The organism is Sphingomonas sp. (genome assembly GCF_035714405.1).
Taxonomy (GTDB): Bacteria; Pseudomonadota; Alphaproteobacteria; order Sphingomonadales; family Sphingomonadaceae; genus Sphingomonas.
In genome coordinates this window covers 677,665-694,856 of sequence record NZ_DASTMA010000018.1, presented here as the reverse complement: position 1 = coordinate 694,856, position 17,192 = coordinate 677,665, and the positions used below count along the sequence as shown (strand labels likewise).

The window sequence follows — 17,192 nt, the reverse complement described above, 5'->3', positions numbered from 1 at the left end:
ATCACAGCGGCGGTACAGATGCGGGAATGCCTGCCGACGCCGCTCCGTTCTCCGCCGCCGCCCGTGCCGCGCAAGCTCGCTTGCGGGCGGACGTGCGCCTGTTCGGCGCGATCGACGACATCTTCCTGGCCGACGACGCACGGCTCGACGAGCGGACGCGACTGTCATTCGCGCGGCTGTTGAGCGAGACCATCGGAAGCATCGAGGTGGAGCTGCGCCGGCAGGCCGCGCGATTGCTGGCCGCCCGCGGGGCTACGACCGTCGCCGAAAGCTTGTTGATCGGACCGAGTGCTACCGAGCGACTGGCATGCGCGGGGTTGCTGCGCGACGAGGCCCTGGTCGAGACGCTGATCGCGCGGGTTCGGCATGAACTGCTCGCGGCCGCGCTGCCCGTCGCGGTCAAGGATGCCGAGGCCGGCAGCCTGCTGGTCCGGCTCGCGGCGGTGCCCGACCGCGTGGTGGCGACGGCGGCGCGGGCGCTGCTGGTGGCGGACAGCCGTAGCGGGGTGACGCTCGCGGCGGAACTGCAGCACCGGCTGGTGTGGTGGGTGGCGGCGGCGATCCGCCCTGGAGCTTCGAACCCGGACGTCGATCGCGCGATCGCGGAAGCGGCGGTGCGGTCGCTGAGCGCGCACGACGAGGGCGACGGTGCCGACGCGATCGCGATGCGGCTGGCTGCGGCGATCGACGCGCGGCCTGAAGAGCTCCCCGCGCTGCTGCTCGAGAGTCTGGGCGATCGGCGATTGTCGCTGTTCGTCGCGGTGCTGGCGCAGGCGATCGGGCTCGACTTCGCGCAGGCGCAGGCGCTCGTGCTGGAGCCTGAGGGTGACCGACTATGGCTGGCGCTGCGGGCGGTGCAGCTCGACCGGCCGACCATCGCCCGCATCGCGCTGGCGTTGAGCGATGCCGACCCGCGCCGCGACATCGAGGCGTTCGCGGACGAATTGGATCACGTCGCCGCGATCACGCCGGCGGCGGCACGGCTGGCGCTGGCGCCGGAAACGCTGGCGTCGGACTTCCGCATGGCGATCAGGGCGCTGGACCGGGCAGGGCGGCGATGATCGCGGTCGGGCTTGGTGGCGAAAGCGCCGTGGCGCACGCGACGGTGGATGCGCAAGGCCGCTTACGGACCGCCGATCTCGCCTTGGACGGACTGAACGCGCGTGCCGGCGGACGGGTCGGCGAGGTGGTGGCGGTGCCGCAGCTGGCGACGGCAGCGCGACTGGCGCGACGGCTGGGCGTCATCGTTTCGCGCGGCGTGGTGGTGGCCGACGAGGACGGCGACCTGCATCTGTGGGTACGCGCGCAGCCCGAGGGTGAGGACGTGCGACTCGCAGTCAGCGGCTGGCGGGAGGCGCCGGCTTGGCAGCCTGCCCCGGACGCGGCCGCAACCCTGGCGGCAGGTGGGGACTGGCATTGGGAGACAGACGCGTCGCTGCGACTGACTTTCGTGTCGCTGGAGGCGGCGGCCCAGGCAGGGCTGGATGCCTTTGCGCTGCTCGGGCAGCCGCTGACGGCGCTATTCGCGCTGGACGACGGCGATGACGGCGCGTTGCCGATCCTCGACGCGCTTGCCCGGCGGCGGCCATTCGACGCACAGGCGGCGCGGGTGCGGGCGAGCGGGCGCAAGGTGCTGCTTTCCGCCGAGGTCCGTCACGATGCCGCAGGTGCGTTCGCGGGGCTGAGCGGCGGGGCGGAGATGGTCGCCACGGTCGAGCCTGTCGAGCCAGAGGCGCTGCCGGAAAGCTTTACCGGCGGCCTAGACAAGGCGCTGCGGAGGCCGCTGGCGCGGATCGTCGCCAATGCCGACAGCATCAACGCGCAGACCGATGGGCCGATCGCGCCCGGTTACGCCGACTATGCGGCGGATATCGCCAGTGCGGGGCGGCACCTGCTCGGTCTGGTGGACGATCTGGCCGACCTGCAAGCGGTCGAGCGGCCGGGTTTCCGTCTCGCGCCTGAGCCGATCGACCTGGTCGACGTGGCGCGGCGCGCGGCCGGGCTGTTGAGCGTGCGCGCGGCGGCGGCGCAGGTCACCGTGGAAAGACCGCCGGTGGAAGCGGTGGTGCCCGCGCTGGGCGATTTCCGGCGGGCGCTGCAGATCGCGGTCAACCTGGTCGGCAATGCGATACGCTACTCGCCCGAAGGAGGAAGCATCGGGTTGAGCGTGACGGGCGACAGTGACTGGGCGCGGCTGGTCGTCACCGATCGGGGCAAGGGCATCGCGCCGGCGGATCAGGCGCGCATCTTCGGCAAGTTCGAGCGGATCGATCCGAGCGAAGTCGGGGGCAACGGGCTGGGCCTCTACATCGCGCGGCGGCTGGCGCGCGCGATGAGTGGCGACCTGACGGTGGAGAGCACGCCGGGCGAAGGCGCGCGCTTCACGCTGACGCTACCTGCGGGGCCAGCGCCGCGCCGCTAGCACCACCAGCAGCCCGGCCACGGCGAGGGCCGCGCCGTAATCGGCCCAGACCCGCTGCATGAGCATGAAGCTCGACGCCGGCCAGCGGACATAGCCCAGACCCTGACCAATCCACAGCAGCCCCATCAGCGTCATGGCGACGCCGACGCCGACGAGGATACGGCGGACAGGCGTCATCGCTGTGCGACGGGGACGTAGGGCCGCGCCGTCGGACCGGTATAGAGCTGGCGCGGACGGCCGATCTTCTGGTCCGGATCGGTGATCATCTCGTTCCACTGCGCCACCCACCCGACGGTGCGGGCAAGCGCGAACAGCGCGGTGAACATCGAGGTCGGGAAGCCGATCGCGGACAGGATCACGCCCGAATAGAAGTCGACGTTCGGAAACAGCTTCTTCTCCGCGAAATACGGATCCTTGAGCGCCAGTTCCTCGAGCTGCAATGCGACGTCGAAGACGGGGTCGGAGACGTCCATCGCCTTGAACACCTCGCGCACGGTCTTTTGCATCACCGTCGCGCGCGGATCGTAGTTCTTGTACACGCGGTGGCCGAAGCCCATCAGGCGGAACGGATCGTTCTTGTCCTTCGCCCGCGCGATGAATTCCGGGATGCGCTCGGGCCGGCCGATCTCGCGCAGCATGTTGAGCGCGGCCTCGTTGGCGCCGCCATGCGCCGGACCCCACAGGCAGGCGATGCCAGCGGCGATGCAGGCGAATGGATTGGCGCCCGACGACCCCGCCAGGCGAACGGTCGACGTCGACGCGTTCTGTTCATGATCGGCGTGCAGGATGAAGATGCGGTCCATCGCCCGTTCGACGACCGGATCGACGACATAAGGCTCTGCAGGCACGCCGAAAGTCATGCGCAGGAAATTGCCCGTATAGCTGAGCGAATTGTCGGGATAGAGAAACGGTTGCCCGACACTGTACTTGTACGCCATCGCCGCGATCGTCGGCATCTTTGCGATCAGCCGGTGCGATGCGATGGTGCGCTGTACGGGATCGTGGATGTCGGTCGAGTCATGATAAAAGGCCGACAGCGCGCCGACGACACCGCACATGATCGCCATCGGATGCGCGTCACGGCGGAAGCCACGGAAGAACTGCGCGAGCTGCTCGTTCACCATCGTGTGCCGGGTGATCGTGGTGCTGAAGCGGCTCAGCTCCGCCGCCGATGGCAGTTCGCCGTTGAGGAGGAGGTAGCTCACCTCCATGAAGTTCGACTGTTCGGCGAGCTCGCCGATCGAATAGCCACGATGGAGCAGTACGCCCTCGTCGCCGTCGATATAGGTGAGGTTCGACTGGCAGCTGGCGGTCGAGGTGAAGCCGGGGTCATAGGTGAACATGCCAGTGTCGGCATAAAATTTGCGGATATCGACCACGTCCGGCCCGACCGAGCCAGACATGCGTTTGTACTGGTGGTCGGCGATGGAGACGGCGGCGTCGGTCATTCTGCTGTTTCCTTGAGTGCGGCCTGATCGGCGATCCGGCCCAGGCTTTCCTCGCGCCCGAGCAGCGCCAGGACGTCGAAGATGCCGGGCGACGTGCGCCGTCCGGTGAGTGCGGCGCGCAAGGGCTGGGCGACCTGACCGAGCTTCAAGCCGGTCGTCTCCGCCACCTGCCGCACCGCGGCCTCGAGCGCTTCCGTATCCCAGTGCTCCACCGCGTCAAGCGCGGCATGGACAAGGGCGAGTGTGTGCCGTGCATCGCCCGCCAGGAGCGGCTCCGCATCGGTCGCGATCGGCAGCGGTCGTGTGGCGAACAGGAAGCGAGCGCCGTCGGCGAGTTCGTTGAGTTCGGCCGCGCGCGGCTTCAGCGCCGGCATGGCGCGGGCGAGGAGGTCCACCTCGGCGTCGCCAAGCCGATCGGCTACCAGCGCGGCCAGCCGCTTGTCGTCGGCCTCACGAATATAGTGGCCGTTGAGGTTCTGGAGCTTCTTGGAATCGAACCGCGACGGCGCCTTGCCGACGTGCGCAAGGTCGAACCATTGCACCGCCTGTTCGCGCGTGATGATCTCCGCATCGCCATGTCCCCAGCCGAGGCGAAGCAGGTAATTGTCGAGCGCCTCGGGCAGGATGCCGAGCTCGTCGCGATAGGCCTCGACCCCGACCGCGCCGTGGCGTTTAGAGAGCTTGCCGCCGTCTGCGCCGTGGATCATCGGCACATGCGCGTAGACCGGCTCGCGCCAGCCCATCGCACGGATGATCGGCAGCTGGCGGAAGGCGTTGTTGAGGTGGTCGTCGCCGCGGATGACGTGGGTCACGCCCATGTCCTGATCGTCGACCACGACGGCGAGCATGTAGGTCGGCGTACCGTCGGAGCGGAGCAGGACCAGGTCGTCGAGCTCCGCATTCTGGACGGTGACGACCCCCTGCACCTTGTCGTCGATGGTGGTCGCACCTTCGCGCGGCGCCTTGAGCCGGACGACGAAGGGCTGATCGCCGGGGCCGTCGGCGCGGTCGCGCCAGGGCGAGCGGATGCGCAGGGGCTTCTTGGCGGCCTCCGCCTCGGCGCGCTGGGCAGCGATCTCTTCGGCCGTCATCCAACAGCGATAGGCGTGGCCGGACGCGATCATTTGCGTCGCCACCTCGGCATGGCGCGCCGCGCGGGCGAACTGGAACACGGCGTCGCCGTCCCAGTCGAGGCCGAGCCAGCGCATGCCGTCGAGGATCGCGTCGATCGCGGGCTGGGTCGAGCGGGCGCGGTCGGTGTCCTCGATCCGCAACAGGAACCGGCCGCCGTGCCGGCGGGCGAACAGCCAGTTGAACAGCGCCGTCCTCGCGCCGCCCAGGTGCAGGAACCCGGTCGGCGACGGCGCGAACCGCGTCACCACACCTTCGATCTTGTCGGTTGCGCCCAAGCGCCGCTGCTCCCAAGCTGGCAAGGATGGCCACATCAGCCGCCGCGGCCGCTAGCATACGCCTCCCGTGGCGACAAATGGGGTCGCGTCCCGGATCGGGCATCGAGCGGTGGCTGGAGGCGGAGCGGGATCAGTTGCCGCTGTGGCTGCCGGTCGCGATGGGCGCCGGGATCGCCGCTTGGTTCGTGTTGGCCGACGAGCGCAGCTGGACGGCGGCCGGGCTGGCGCTCGCGGCGACCGGGCTCGCGGCCCTGGCGCTGGGGCGGGCCGAGCGGCTGGCGCGCGTGATCGGGGTAGGCGCACTGGCGGCTACGCTGGGGCTCGCGCTGGTGTGGTGGCGCGCCGAGCGAGTGTCGGCGCCGGTGCTCGCCGGGCCGACCGTGGCGCGCTTTACTGCGGAGGTGGAGCGGGTGGAACCGCTCGCGGCGCGGGGGCTGGTGCGGTTGACCCTGCTGACCCTCGCCGGCGCCAGCGACGGACGCGGGCGAGCGGTTGCGCTGCCGCCGCGGGTGCGGGTGAACCTGGCGCAGGCGGATGCCCCGGCCGGGTTGGGGGAGGGCGCGGTGGTGACCTTGCGTGCCCGGCTGATGCCGCCGCCGACCGCGGCCGTTCCGGGCGCCTATGATTTCTCGCGCACCGCCTGGTTCGCCGGCATCGGTGCCACCGGTCGGGGCTTCGCGCCGATCAGCGTGGTGCGGGCGGGCGAGGGTGGCGGCGGGCTGCGGCAGCGACTCTCCGCCCACATCACCGAGCGGCTGCCGGGCAGCCAGGGCGGCATCGCCGCAGCGCTGGCGACCGGCGACGTCGGCGCGATCGAAGAAGCGGATGCGGACGCGATGCGCCGTGCGGGGCTGGCGCATCTGCTGTCGGTCAGCGGCCTGCACATCACCGCCGTGGTGGCGGCGACCTTCCTCGTCGTGCTCAAGCTGCTGGCGCTGAGCCCATGGCTGGCGTTGCGGGTGCGGCTGCCGCTGGTGGCGGCGTTGGCCGGCGCGGTGGTGGCGATCGGCTATACCCTGCTGACCGGGTCGCAGGTGCCGACGATCCGCTCGTGCGTGGCGGCGCTGCTGGTACTGGCGGCGCTGGCGATGGGGCGGGAGGCGGTGACGCTGCGCTTGGTCGCGTGCGGGGCGCTGATCGTGCTGATCGTGCGGCCCGAGTCGCTGGCAGGCGCGAGCTTCCAGCTGTCGTTCGCAGCGATCACCGCGATCGTCGCGTTTCACGAGCAGCCGGTCGTGGCGGCGTTCTTCGGCCCGCATGAGGAAGCGCGGTGGCGGCGATGGGGGCGGGGATTGTTGTCGCTGCTGGCCACCGGGCTGGTCGTGGAGGTCGCGCTGATGCCAATCGCAGCCTACCACTTCCATCGCGCCGGGCTGTACGGGGCGCTGGCCAATATCGTGGCCATTCCGCTGACGACCTTCGTCATCATGCCGCTGGAGGCGGCAGCGCTGTTGCTCGATGTGGTCTGGCTGGGCGGGCCGCTGTGGTGGCTGGCCGGGCATGGGCTGGCAGCTTTGCTCGGGCTGGCGCGGTTGGTTGCCGGAGCCCCCGGCGCGGTGGCGGCGCTGCCGGCGATGCCCGAGGGAGCTTTTGGGCTCATGGTGGCGGGCGGCCTGTGGCTCGCCTTGTGGCGGACGCGGTGGCGGCGAGCGGGGCTGGTGCCGCTGATCGCGGGAGCGGGCTGGGCGTTGGCCACGCCCGCGCCCGATCTGCTGGTGACGGGCGATGCACGGCACCTGGCGGTGCGGACGGCGGGTGGGATGGCGCTGCTGCGCGACCGGGCTGGGGATTACACGCGCGCGATGCTGGCCGAGAATGGCGGGGTGGACGGCGAGCTGGCGTTGCTGCCGGATCAGCCGGGAGCGCGATGCAGCGATGATCTGTGCATGGTCGATGTTGCCGGAGCCGGGCGGACCTGGCGGGTGCTGGCGACCCGGAGCGGTTACCCGGTGCCCGCCGGCGAGCTGATCGCGGCGTGCGGTCGGGCGGACATCGTGGTCAGCGAGCGGTGGTTGCCCAGGCGTTGCCTGCCGCGCTGGCTGAAGCTCGACCGGCCGGTGGTGGCGCGGACCGGCGGTGTTGCGATCACCTTTGGTAGCACGCCGCAGGTGGATACGGTCCTCCAGGCGGGAGATCGCCACCCTTGGCGGGTGCCCCCCAAACTCTCCCGACCCGAACGGGTCCGCTTTATTCGGCGCGCCGGAAATTGAGGGAAAGTTGAGGCATAAACGCGATCGGTGCCGCGGCTGCGCGTCACGCGAGTAAATCGCGTGACGTCGAACGGGTCGTTAAGCCGAGTCGCCGGCCGCGCTGGCGCGTCTCACGGCCAGCTATGCTGGGCCATGTGCGCACTGGCGCGTCAATCGTAACGGCGCAGGATGCCCGACAGCTTGCCCTGGATGCGGACCTGATTGGGGGTGTAGCGCTGCGGGTCGTATGCGCGATTGGCAGGATCGAGACGGACCATCGCGCCCTCGCGGCGGAAATATTTCAGCGTCGCCTCGACCTCGTCGATCAGCGCCACCACGATCTCGCCGTCGCGGGCGACCTCCTGCCGCTTCACCAACGCATAGTCGCCGTCGAGGATGCCCGCCTCCACCATCGAATCGCCAGCGACCTCCAGCGCGTAATGCTCGCCCTGACCGAGCAGCGCGGCGGGGACGGCCAGCATGGTCGACCCTTCGAACGCCTCGATCGGCACGCCTGCGGCGATGCGGCCGTGCAGCGGGATCTCAATCACGTCGTTCGCCGGGGTGGGCAGATCGCGAAGTTGTCGAAGTTCACGCGAGTCGCTCTTGTTCGCCGCGACCTTCTTCTCCGCCCGCTCGGGCATCCGCAGCACCTCAAGCGCGCGGGCGCGGTTGGGAAGGCGGCGGATGAACTGACGCTCCTCGAGCGCGGAGATCAGGCGGTGGACGCCAGACTTCGACTTCAGATCAAGCGCGTCCTTCATCTCCTCGAACGACGGCGACACGCCGGTCGATGCGAGGCGATCGTTGATGAAGCACACGAGTTCGTGCTGCTTGCGGGTGAGCATGGCCAGATCCTCCGTCCGGGAACAGACGCGGAACCCATATGGAACAAAAAAGACTAGGTCAAGCCAGACCTCAGAAGAAGGGCAGGATCTCCGCCGAGTCGCCTGCGCGGGCGGCGGGCGCATGCGCCCGACGGACGATCAGACAGGTCGCACGGGCGAGGGTGAGGAGCATCGAACTGTCCTGCACCGCCGCGGCGTAGAGGCGCCCGTCCCGCTCGACCGCGCGCAGATAGTCGGTGCGCGCGTTATTGGCGGGAAGGTCTTCACCCAGCACGGCGCGGCGGGTGACGGGCAGGGGATCGCGGGCACCCGACAGATGCGCGATCGCCGGGCGCACGAACAGGAGCGCGGTGACGAAGACGGAAACGGGGTTGCCGGGCAGCCCGAGCACGAGGGCGCCGCCGAGCTTGCCGGCCATCATCGGCTTTCCCGGCCTCAGCGCGATCCGCCAGAAGTGGATGGTCGCACCGGCTGCGGCGAGCGCGGGCCGGACGAGATCGTGGTCGCCGACAGACGCGCCGCCGGTGGTGACCAGCAGGTCGCAGCGGACGTTCGCAAAGGCATCGCGCTGCGCCTCCACGCGGTCGGGGAGGATGCCGAGGTCGATCAGCTCGACCGGCAGGTCGGCGAGCATGGCGGCGAGCATGGCGCGGTTGGATTCCGGCAGGGTGCCAGGTGCGAGCTCGCCGGGCTCGACCAGCTCGTCGCCGGTGGAGGCGAGCGCGACGCGGACGCGGCGGCGCACGGGCAGGGTGCCATGACCCGCAGTCGCGGCGACCGCCAGGCGGGCGGGGGTGATGCGCTGGCCGGCCTCGATCAGCCGGTCGCCTTCGCTAAAATCGAGGCCGCGACGGCGGGTATTGCGGCCGAGATGGGCCGGGCCATCGCCGGCGAGGTGCAGCGCGTCGCCCTCGCGGCCCGCTTCCTCCTGGATCAGCACGGTGTCCGCGCCAGCCGGTACGGCCGCGCCGGTGAAGATGCGCGCTGCCTCGCCTGCGCCGACGGCTCGCGGCAAGGGTCGGCCCGCAGCACTCTCGCCGACGACGCGCCACGGGCCGGGCAGGTCGGCGAAGCGGATGGCGTAGCCGTCCATAGCCGAGAGGTCGGCGGCAGGTTGTGTCCGGCGAGCATGGATGTCGGCGGATGCCCAGCGACCGGCGGCCTGTGCCAGCGGCGCCGTTTCCGGCGCTACGGGCGTCGCGAGCGCGAACAGGCGCGCTTGCGCGTCGGAGATCGGCAGCAGCGTCACGGCCCCGTCCTGTCGGGGCGCGTGCGCAAGGTCAACGCGGGCTCGTTCGGGCGCCACGCTTGTAAGCGGAGCCCGAGGCGCATAAGTCGCGTCCGCGTCCCGTTCAGCGCTTTCCCCGAGGATCATCTGTGCCTGCCTTCAAAGTCCCTACCTTCCAGGACCGCGTCGCGTCCGCCGGCACCGCCAAGCAGAAGGCGCTCGAGAAGCTGAAGGCCAAGGCCCCGGTCGACGAGGCGGTGATGGCCGAGCGGCGCCGCGTGTTCGAGGAGAAGCAGCAGGCCCTGAACGAGGAGCGCGCGCAAAAGGCCGCTGCGCTTGCAGCGGCCAAGGCCGAGAAGGCAGCCGCCAAGGCGGCGAAGCTCGCCGAGGAGAAGGCGGCCGCCGAGCTGAAGGCGGCGCGGCTGAAGCCTGCCAGCGCCGCGGAGATGAAGGCCGCGCGCGATGCTCGGTATGCAGCGCGCAAGGCGAAAGCGCGCTAGGCGCTCACTTGTCCGGATTGTCCCCGGCGGTCCAATCCCCCGATCGGCCGCCGCTCTTGGCGAGCAGGCGTATGCCCTCGATCGTCATGCCCCGATCCAGCGCCTTGGCCATGTCGTAGATCGTCAGCAGCGCGACGGAGACCGCGGTGAGCGCCTCCATCTCGACCCCGGTCTTGCCATCGGTGGCGCAGGTCGCGGTGGCGACGATCTCGCCGTCACCTAGCGTCAGGTCGAGGGTGACACGGGTAAGTGGAATGGGATGGCAAAGCGGGATGAGGTCGCCCGTGCGCTTGGCTGCCATGATGCCGGCAATGCGCGCGACGGCGATAACGTCGCCCTTCTTGGCGCTGCCGTCGCGGATCGCTTGCAGCACGGGCGCCGAGAGGATGATGCGTCCAGAGGCGGTGGCCTCTCGGGTGGTGACCGCCTTGACGGCGATGTCGACCATGTGGGCGGCGCCGGTCTGGTCGAGGTGGGTGAGGGTCATCCGCGGCTCATAGCCTACGCCACCAACTTCTGTCTTCCGCTCCTCCCCCGCGCGAACGGCGGGTCCAGTTTCGGGCTGCTGTCTTAGTGAGGACAGCTCGCCATCATTGCACTCATCGCAACTGGGCCCCGGCCTTCGCCGGGGAAGAGTAAAGGTGAGACGCGGAGGTCAGCCGTCGAGCAGGGTGCGCGTCGCGAACTCGACATCGGCTTGGCGCATGAGCGATTCGCCGACCAGGAAGCAGCGGATGCCGTGTTCGGCGGCGGCTAGCAGGTCGGCGTGGGCGGCGATGCCGCTTTCGGACACGAGCGTGTAGCCGGGCGGGACGCGCCCTGCGAGCTGCCAGGCGCGGGTGGGATCGACGTCGAAGGTCTTCAAGTCGCGGTTATTGACGCCGATCAGCCGTGAGCGGAGGCGCAGCGCGCGGTCGAGTTCGGATTCGTCATGAACTTCGACCAGCACATCCATGCCTTGTTCCAACGCGGCGGCTTCGAGTTCCGCGAGTTCGGCATCGCTCAGCGCCGCGACGATGAGCAGGATGGCGTCGGCGCCATGCGCGCGGGCCTCCTCGATCTGCCAGGGGTCGACCATGAAATCCTTGCGCAGCACGGGCAGGTCGCAGGCGGCGCGGGCGAGGCGGAGATAGTCGAGGTGACCCTGGAAGTGGGGCTCGTCGGTGAGGACCGAGAGACAGGCAGCGCCGCCCGCAGCATAGTCCCGCGCGTGCGCGGCAGGGTCGAAGTCGGCGCGGATCAATCCCTTGGATGGGCTGGCCTTCTTGATCTCGGCGACGAGGCCGAAGCCGGTGGCGACTTTGGCTTGCAACGCCTGGTGAAAGCCGCGCGGCGGGGTGGGCGGCGGCACGTCGGGCGAGGCCGCCTGTTTGCGACGCGCCACGTCCTCCCAGGTGACGGCGAGGATGCGTTGCAGGCGGTCGCTCACCACGCGATCCAGCGGTCGAGCAGCTCGTTGGCGGCGCCCGAGTCGATCACCGCCGCCGCGCTGGCCGCGCCGGCGGGAAGCGTGTCTGCGGTGCCGGCCAGGACCAGCGCAGCGGCGGCGTTGAGGAGGACGGCGTCGCGATAAGCGCCCGGTTCGCCGGTCAGCAGGCGGCGGAGCGCCAGCGCGTTATGTGCGGGATCGCCGCCGCGGATGCGCGCGAGCGGGTGACGGGGGAGGTCGGCGTCCTCTGGAGTGATGCTGGCGGGCAGGTCGACCGCGCCGATCGACACGGCGACGCTGGGGCCGGCGGTGGACAGCTCATCCAGCCCCTCCTCGCCCGAGACGATCAGCGCCGCCTCGGTGCCGAGCAGTTGCAGCGCCTCGGCGTAGACGGGGGCATAGTCGGGCCGGGCGATGCCGATCAGCTGACGGCTGACGTGCGCCGGGTTGGCGAGCGGGCCCATCAGGTTGAAGATCGTGCGGCGGCCGAGCCGCTGGCGGATGGGCGTGATGCGCTTCATCGCGGGGTGGTGGTTGGCGGCGAAGAGGAAGCAGATGCCGAGCGCATGGAGCGTGTCCTCCGCCGACGCGCCGGCGCGCGCCATATCGAGGCCGAGCGCCTCCAGCGTGTCGGCGGCGCCCGCCTTGGACGAGGCGGCGCGGTTGCCGTGCTTGGCGACGGGCACCCCGGTGGCGGCGACGACCAGCGCGACGGCGGTGGAGACGTTCAAGGTGTGATGCCCGTCGCCGCCGGTGCCGCAGACGTCGATCGCGCCGGCGGGCGCGGTGATCGGGAGGAGGCGTTCGCGTAACGCTTTGGCGGCTTCGGCGATCTCGATCGAAGTCTCGCCGCGGTCGGAGAGTTCAGTCAGGAAGCCGGCGATGTCGTCCTCGGACGCGCGCGCGTCGAGGATGTCGGCGAACGCCGCGCGCGCGGTCTCGTGGCTGAGTGGGGTCGCGGGCGAGGGCAGGAGGGCGATGGTCGTCATGCTCCCCTTCCGCTTGCGGGAGGGGCTGGCGGAAGGAATGTCGGTGCCACGCAGGAGCGGAACACGCCCTCCCCCGACCCCACCCGCAAGCGGGAGGGGAGGTCCACGGTCCTCACGCCAGCTCCTTCACCGGCATGCCCGCCAGCCTCAGGAAATTGGCGAGCATGGCGTGGCCGTGTTCGGTGGCAATCGATTCGGGGTGGAACTGGACGCCATGGATCGGCAGCGTCGCATGGCGGAAGCCCATTACCGCACCGTCCTCGCTGCGCGCGTTGACCAGCAGCGGCGCCGGCACGTCGTTGACGATCAGCGAATGATAGCGGGTGGCGGTGAAGGGCGAGGGCAGCCCCTCGAACAGCCCGGTGCCGTCGTGATGCACGGGCGAGGTCTTGCCGTGCATCAGGTGGCCGCGCTCCACCCGGCCGCCGAAATGCTGCCCGATCGCCTGGTGGCCCAGGCAGACGCCGAGCAGCGGCCGGCCGGCATTGACACAGGCGGCGACGAGATCGAGGCTGACGCCGGCATGATCGGGGGTCTTGGGCCCGGGAGAGATCAGGAAGGCGTCCGCGCCAGAGGTCAGCGCCTGACCCGCCGACATGGCATCGTTGCGCACCACCTCGACCGCGGCGCCCAGCTCCTGGAGATAATGGACGAGGTTCCAGGTGAAGCTGTCATAATTGTCGACGACCAGGATCATGACCCGGCTGTAGCGGGCGGGGGGTGGCTTGCAAGCCGGGCGGCCGGGTCATAGCCGGCGGCCCGGCGGCGGATTATCGCTGCGTCATCCCATTCCTGCCGCAATAAGGGTGGAGCGTTCGTGCCAGGGCCGCGTTGGTGCCCGAAGGAGTCCGCTCATGCTTTCCCTGTTCGCGCTCGCCGCGCTGATCGCCTCGCCGGCGCCGACCGCTGCGCAGGAGCCGCCGCAGCGGATCCGCAACGTTCAGATCGCCAAGGGACAGGCTTGTCCCAAGCCGGTGGGCGATGAGGTCGTGGTCTGCTCGACACTCGAGGAGCCGTACCGAATTCCGAGCGAGCTGCGCAACGATCAGCCGATCGCGCGGGCGGCGGGCAGCTGGGTCAACCGCGCTGCCGATATCGACCAGACGAGCCGGGTGGCGGCGGGTCTGCCCGATACCTGCTCGCCGGTCGGCACGGGCGGGCAGACGGGTTGTTTTCAGGCGCAGGCGCGGCAATGGGCGGCTGACCGGCGCGCGGCGCGTACCGGCGACGGGAGCGGCAGCCAGGGACGGTAACCTACTGGCCCCAGTTGGGCTCCCCCGCTCTTACCACGGCGTCGCGAGCGGCGGCGAGGATCGCGCCGGCCTTGGCCTCGCACTCGCGCTGTTCGGAGGCGGGATCGCTGTCGGCGACGATACCAGCGCCGGCCTGGGCGTGGATGGTGCCGTCTTTGACCACCGCGGTGCGCAGCACGATGCAGCTGTCCATCGAGCCGTCGGGCGAGAAATAACCGACCCCGCCGGCATAGGCACCGCGGCGTTCGGGTTCGAGTTCGGCGATGATCTGGCAGGCGCGGACCTTGGGTGCGCCGCTTACCGTGCCGGCGGGGAAGCCGGCGAACAGCGCGTCGAGCGCGTCGTAACCGGGGGCGAGATCGGCGACCACGTTAGAGACGATGTGCATGACGTGGCTGTAGAGTTCGACCGTGTAGCTGTCGGTGACGCGGACACTGCCCGCTACCGCCGCGCGGCCGGCGTCGTTGCGGCCGAGATCGAGCAGCATCAAATGCTCGGCGCGTTCCTTGGGGTCGGCGAGCAGGCTGTCGCGGTTCGCCTCGTCCTCCGTCGCGGTGCGTCCCCGCGGGCGGGTGCCGGCGATCGGGCGGACGGTGATCTGACCATCGCGGACACGGACCAGGATCTCGGGACTGGAGCCGATCAGCGCGAAGCCGGGCAGATCGAGATGGTAGAGGAAGGGCGACGGGTTGATGCGGCGCAGCGAGCGGTAGAGCTCGAACGGCGGGAGCGCGAAGGGAGCGGAGAAGCGTTGCGCGAGCACGACCTGGAAGATGTCACCGGCGAGGATGTAGTCCTTCGCGGCCGCGACCATTTCGCCATAGCGTTCGGGAGTGATCGCGGGGGTGTAGCTCGGCTCCGCAAGGCCGGCGCGTGGCGGAGGGGGCAGCGTGGTGCCGGCGAGCCGGGCGGCAGTGGCGTCCAGCCGCTCCTCCGCCTCGGCGGCGATCACGGCGGGGTCGCGCGCGGGATCGGGCCAGGCAGGGGCGATCAGGTAAAGCGCGTCGGCGAGGCGATCGAAGACGAGCACCACCGTCGGTCGGACGAACAGCATGTCCGGCAGCGCGAGCGGATCGGCCGACGGCTGCGGCAAGGTCTCCACCAAGCCGATCGTTTCGTATCCGAAATAGCCCACCAGGCAGGCGAGCGCGCGGGGGAGTTCGGGGGGCACCGCGGCGCGGCATTCGGCAACCAGCGCGCGCAAGGCCGAAAGCGTCGAGCCGGCGGGCACGAAGGCATCGCGGGTGGTGCCCCATCGGCGGTTGATCTCCGCGCAGTCGCCATGGGCGCGGAAGACCAGGTCGGGGGCGAGGCCGATCAGGCTGTGGCGGCCGCGGGTGGAGCCCCCCTCCACCGATTCCAGCAGGAAGTCGCCGCGCCCCGGTTCGATCAGTTTCAGCGCGACGGCGACCGGCGTCTCGGTATCAGCGACTTGTCGCCGCCAAATCAGTGCCGGGCGGCCCGCCGCCAGCGCGGCGGCCGCGTCACTGGCCGGACGCACCAGCCTGATCGGTCAGCTGTTTCTTAACGCGGGCGACGGCGGCCGCGTTGGTCGTCACACCCACCGCCTTCTGCGCGGCGCGGGCGAACTGTTCGGCATATTCGCGGCCAATCACCTGACCGAACGCCTGGCGGACGGCGGCGACGCGGGCGAGGTCGCGCGAGGCGTCGCCGGGCTGGATGCGGTCGAGCTTGATGATCGCCCAGCCGCCATTGCCGGGCGCCTCGAGCAGCTTGGCCGTGCCCGGCGCCATCGCGAACATCAGCGCGAGCGGGGCGCGGCCGGGGCCCTGGACCTGATCGACCTGCTCGCGACTGGCCGTGATCGGCTTGGGCGCTTCCGCGCGGAGACCGGTGGCGGCGAACGCCTGTTGCAGCGTTTGCCCCTTGTTGACGGCGGCGAGCACCTGCTGCGCGACGCGGCGGGCGGCCTGGCGGGCGCGATCGGCGGCGACGTCCCGCGCCACCACATCACGGATCGCGGCGAGCGGGCGCGGCGCCGCGTGAATGACGCGGCCGAGAGCGACCAGCGCAAAGCTACCGTCCTGGCCGGTCGCCACCAATTGCGGCTCGTCACCCTCGCCCATCTGGAACGCGGCTTGGAGCAGCGGTGCGAGCGTCGCGTCGGCCGGACCGGGCCGGTCGGGATCGACGCCATTGGCGAGCAAGGGCGCGGAGGTCTGCCCCGTAAGCCCACGATCCTTGACGATCTCGTCAAAGGTCGCGCTGTCGCCGAGCGCGTCGTCCACCTTGTCGCGTAGATCGTTGATCGCGGCGGTGGTCTTGCTCGTGGTCAGCGCGGCGGCGATCTCGTCGCGAACTTGGGCCAGCGAGCGACCGGCGACCTGCTCGACCTTATCGACGGTGGCGACGGTGAAGCCGATGCCGCCGCGCACCGGGCCGACTACGGCGCCCTTGGCAGCGGTGAAGACGGCATCGGCAACGGTCTTCGACGTCTCGCCGGTCAGCGCTTCCCTGGTGCGGTCCGCACGGGTGGAGGAGGCGAGCCCAGCGGCCCTCGCGGCAGCCGCGAGGGGGGTGCCGGATCGGACCGTGGCGGCGAGGCGGTCCGCGCCCGCCTTGTCGAGCACCACGACCTGGGTGATCGTGCGGCGTTCGGTAGCGGCGTACTTCGCGCGATCGCCCGCATAAGCCTGCGCGATCTCCGTCTCGGTCGGGGTCGCGGCGGCCTTGACCAGATCAGGCGCGACGCGCGCATAGCGGATCTGGCGACGCTCCGGAATGGTGTAGCGGGCGAGATTGCGGCCGTAGAAGGTCTGCAGCTCAGCCGCAGTCGGCGCCGGGCCGGCGGGCATGGCGGCGGTGGGCACGAAGGCGATGGTGCCGGCGCGTCGCTCCAGCGAGAGGCTGGCATAGGGTAGCGCCAGCTGCTGCGGCACCGGCTGGCGTTCCAGCAGGCGGGCGGTGAGCAGCGTCGCCATCATGTCGCGCGACAGATCGGCGCGGATGGCCCCCTCGGTGAGCTTGCGATCCTGCAGCAGCTGGCGGAACATCGCCGGGTCGAACTGACCGTTGGGACCTTGCAGGCCGGGAAAGGACGCGATCTGTCCGTCGATCGCGCGCTTGGAAATGGTCATGCCCTGGTCGCGGCCGAACCGGTCGAGCGCCAGGCCGCTGGTCAGGCGGTTGAGCGCGGCCTCGAAGCCACCGCCGGCAACGAACTGCGCCATGTCAAGCGTCGGCTGCTGCTGGCGATAGACCTGCAGTTCCTGATCGACGCGCGCGCTGAACTCGGCCGCGGTCACCGCTGTGCCGCCGACCTCGACCACGTTATCGCCGCCGCCGACCGCGGCCACTCCTTGCGAGCGGATGTTCGACACGTCGCCCGCCGCGAAGGCGAGCGCGATCAGCCCGAGAAAGATGAAGACGATGAACAGGCCGACCCGAGACTTGGTCAGGCCGCGGAAGAATGCGAGCATCGCGCGGCTCTAGGCGAGGGGCGGGGCGGCTTCAAGC

The 17,192-nt window shown here is 70.4% G+C and carries 16 protein-coding genes; 5 read left to right on the top strand and 11 right to left on the bottom strand.

Going from position 1 to position 17,192, the window contains the following annotated elements; all coding sequences use genetic code 11:
• The first annotated feature begins 26 nt into the window (after positions 1-26).
• Positions 27-1,061: a DUF2336 domain-containing protein gene (locus tag VFQ64_RS10175; RefSeq protein WP_325103171.1), complete on the top strand. Its 1,035-nt coding sequence runs from the start codon at positions 27-29 to the stop codon at positions 1,059-1,061.
• The gene (locus VFQ64_RS10170; protein ID WP_325103170.1) at positions 1,058-2,422 is read left to right on the top strand and encodes a HAMP domain-containing sensor histidine kinase; all 1,365 of its coding nucleotides are present in this window, start codon (positions 1,058-1,060) and stop codon (positions 2,420-2,422) included. The genes VFQ64_RS10175 and VFQ64_RS10170 overlap by 4 nt, the downstream gene beginning before the upstream one ends.
• Here the strand turns inward: VFQ64_RS10170 and VFQ64_RS10165 are convergent.
• Genes VFQ64_RS10165 through gltX form a run of 3 tightly spaced genes read right to left on the bottom strand, consistent with a single transcriptional unit; the run spans position 2,393 to position 5,315 of the window.
• Entirely contained in the window at positions 2,393-2,599 is a 207-nt protein-coding gene (locus VFQ64_RS10165) for a hypothetical protein (protein WP_325103169.1), read from the bottom strand. The two genes, VFQ64_RS10170 and VFQ64_RS10165, sit on opposite strands and share 30 nt — an antisense overlap.
• Positions 2,596-3,870: a citrate synthase gene (locus tag VFQ64_RS10160; protein WP_325103168.1), complete on the bottom strand. Its 1,275-nt coding sequence runs from the start codon at positions 3,868-3,870 to the stop codon at positions 2,596-2,598. The genes VFQ64_RS10165 and VFQ64_RS10160 overlap by 4 nt, the downstream gene beginning before the upstream one ends.
• Positions 3,867-5,315, bottom strand: coding sequence for a glutamate--tRNA ligase (gene gltX, locus VFQ64_RS10155; RefSeq protein WP_325103167.1), 1,449 nt, complete (start codon positions 5,313-5,315; stop codon positions 3,867-3,869). The genes VFQ64_RS10160 and gltX overlap by 4 nt, the downstream gene beginning before the upstream one ends.
• Positions 5,316-5,356: 41 nt before the next feature.
• On the opposite strand from gltX, the gene VFQ64_RS10150 reads away from it, so the two are divergent.
• Positions 5,357-7,489 (top strand): ComEC/Rec2 family competence protein, encoded by a 2,133-nt coding sequence (locus VFQ64_RS10150; protein ID WP_325103166.1) that lies wholly within the window; start codon positions 5,357-5,359, stop codon positions 7,487-7,489.
• A gap of 149 nt (positions 7,490-7,638) precedes the next feature.
• Here the strand turns inward: VFQ64_RS10150 and lexA are convergent, their stop codons facing one another.
• The gene (gene lexA / locus VFQ64_RS10145) at positions 7,639-8,316 is read right to left on the bottom strand and encodes a transcriptional repressor LexA (RefSeq protein WP_325103165.1); all 678 of its coding nucleotides are present in this window, start codon (positions 8,314-8,316) and stop codon (positions 7,639-7,641) included.
• A gap of 70 nt (positions 8,317-8,386) precedes the next feature.
• On the bottom strand, positions 8,387-9,565 hold the full coding sequence (locus VFQ64_RS10140) for a molybdopterin molybdotransferase MoeA (RefSeq protein WP_325103164.1): 1,179 nt from the start codon (positions 9,563-9,565) through the stop codon (positions 8,387-8,389).
• A 128-nt stretch (positions 9,566-9,693) separates the two neighbouring features.
• Between VFQ64_RS10140 and VFQ64_RS10135 the strand changes: the two genes are divergently transcribed.
• On the top strand, positions 9,694-10,044 hold the full coding sequence (locus VFQ64_RS10135) for a DUF6481 family protein (RefSeq protein WP_325103163.1): 351 nt from the start codon (positions 9,694-9,696) through the stop codon (positions 10,042-10,044).
• A 4-nt stretch (positions 10,045-10,048) separates the two neighbouring features.
• Here the strand turns inward: VFQ64_RS10135 and moaC are convergent, their stop codons facing one another.
• The 4 genes from moaC to VFQ64_RS10115 all read right to left on the bottom strand — a co-directional run bounded on the left by moaC (position 10,049) and on the right by VFQ64_RS10115 (position 13,159).
• Entirely contained in the window at positions 10,049-10,531 is a 483-nt protein-coding gene (gene moaC, locus VFQ64_RS10130; RefSeq protein ID WP_325103162.1) for a cyclic pyranopterin monophosphate synthase MoaC, read from the bottom strand.
• A 168-nt stretch (positions 10,532-10,699) separates the two neighbouring features.
• A complete protein-coding gene (gene trpC / locus VFQ64_RS10125) occupies positions 10,700-11,473 on the bottom strand; it encodes an indole-3-glycerol phosphate synthase TrpC (RefSeq protein WP_325103161.1) in 774 nt (257 codons plus the stop codon).
• Positions 11,470-12,462, bottom strand: a complete 993-nt coding sequence (gene trpD / locus VFQ64_RS10120) for an anthranilate phosphoribosyltransferase (protein ID WP_325103160.1) — start codon at positions 12,460-12,462, stop codon at positions 11,470-11,472. Before trpD ends, trpC begins: the two co-directional genes overlap by 4 nt.
• Positions 12,463-12,574: 112 nt before the next feature.
• Complete coding sequence (locus VFQ64_RS10115) at positions 12,575-13,159, bottom strand: aminodeoxychorismate/anthranilate synthase component II (RefSeq protein WP_325103159.1); 585 nt, start codon at positions 13,157-13,159, stop codon at positions 12,575-12,577.
• A gap of 157 nt (positions 13,160-13,316) precedes the next feature.
• Between VFQ64_RS10115 and VFQ64_RS10110 the strand changes: the two genes are divergently transcribed.
• Positions 13,317-13,715, top strand: a complete 399-nt coding sequence (locus tag VFQ64_RS10110; protein WP_325103158.1) for a hypothetical protein — start codon at positions 13,317-13,319, stop codon at positions 13,713-13,715.
• Between the two features lies 1 nt (position 13,716).
• Here VFQ64_RS10110 and trpE read toward each other — a convergent pair whose 3' ends face one another.
• Both trpE and VFQ64_RS10100 read right to left on the bottom strand, forming a co-directional pair.
• Positions 13,717-15,216 (bottom strand): anthranilate synthase component I, encoded by a 1,500-nt coding sequence (gene trpE / locus VFQ64_RS10105; protein ID WP_325103157.1) that lies wholly within the window; start codon positions 15,214-15,216, stop codon positions 13,717-13,719.
• On the bottom strand, positions 15,200-17,155 hold the full coding sequence (locus VFQ64_RS10100) for a peptidylprolyl isomerase (protein ID WP_325103156.1): 1,956 nt from the start codon (positions 17,153-17,155) through the stop codon (positions 15,200-15,202). Before VFQ64_RS10100 ends, trpE begins: the two co-directional genes overlap by 17 nt.
• Between the last annotated feature and the right edge of the window lie 37 nt (positions 17,156-17,192).

Bases quoted from the DNA above. Each gene is read 5' to 3' on its own strand.
- VFQ64_RS10175 (WP_325103171.1), top strand. From the start codon at position 27: ATGCCTGCCGACGCCGCTCCGTTCTCCGCCGCCGCCCGTGCCGCGCAA.
- VFQ64_RS10170 (WP_325103170.1), top strand. From the start codon at position 1,058: ATGATCGCGGTCGGGCTTGGTGGCGAAAGCGCCGTGGCGCACGCGACG.
- VFQ64_RS10165 (WP_325103169.1), bottom strand. From the start codon at position 2,599: ATGACGCCTGTCCGCCGTATCCTCGTCGGCGTCGGCGTCGCCATGACG.
- VFQ64_RS10160 (WP_325103168.1), bottom strand. From the start codon at position 3,870: ATGACCGACGCCGCCGTCTCCATCGCCGACCACCAGTACAAACGCATG.
- gltX (WP_325103167.1), bottom strand. From the start codon at position 5,315: ATGTGGCCATCCTTGCCAGCTTGGGAGCAGCGGCGCTTGGGCGCAACC.
- VFQ64_RS10150 (WP_325103166.1), top strand. From the start codon at position 5,357: ATGGGGTCGCGTCCCGGATCGGGCATCGAGCGGTGGCTGGAGGCGGAG.
- lexA (WP_325103165.1), bottom strand. From the start codon at position 8,316: ATGCTCACCCGCAAGCAGCACGAACTCGTGTGCTTCATCAACGATCGC.
- moaC (WP_325103162.1), bottom strand. From the start codon at position 10,531: ATGACCCTCACCCACCTCGACCAGACCGGCGCCGCCCACATGGTCGAC.
- trpD (WP_325103160.1), bottom strand. From the start codon at position 12,462: ATGACGACCATCGCCCTCCTGCCCTCGCCCGCGACCCCACTCAGCCAC.
- VFQ64_RS10115 (WP_325103159.1), bottom strand. From the start codon at position 13,159: ATGATCCTGGTCGTCGACAATTATGACAGCTTCACCTGGAACCTCGTC.
- VFQ64_RS10110 (WP_325103158.1), top strand. From the start codon at position 13,317: ATGCTTTCCCTGTTCGCGCTCGCCGCGCTGATCGCCTCGCCGGCGCCG.
- VFQ64_RS10100 (WP_325103156.1), bottom strand. From the start codon at position 17,155: ATGCTCGCATTCTTCCGCGGCCTGACCAAGTCTCGGGTCGGCCTGTTC.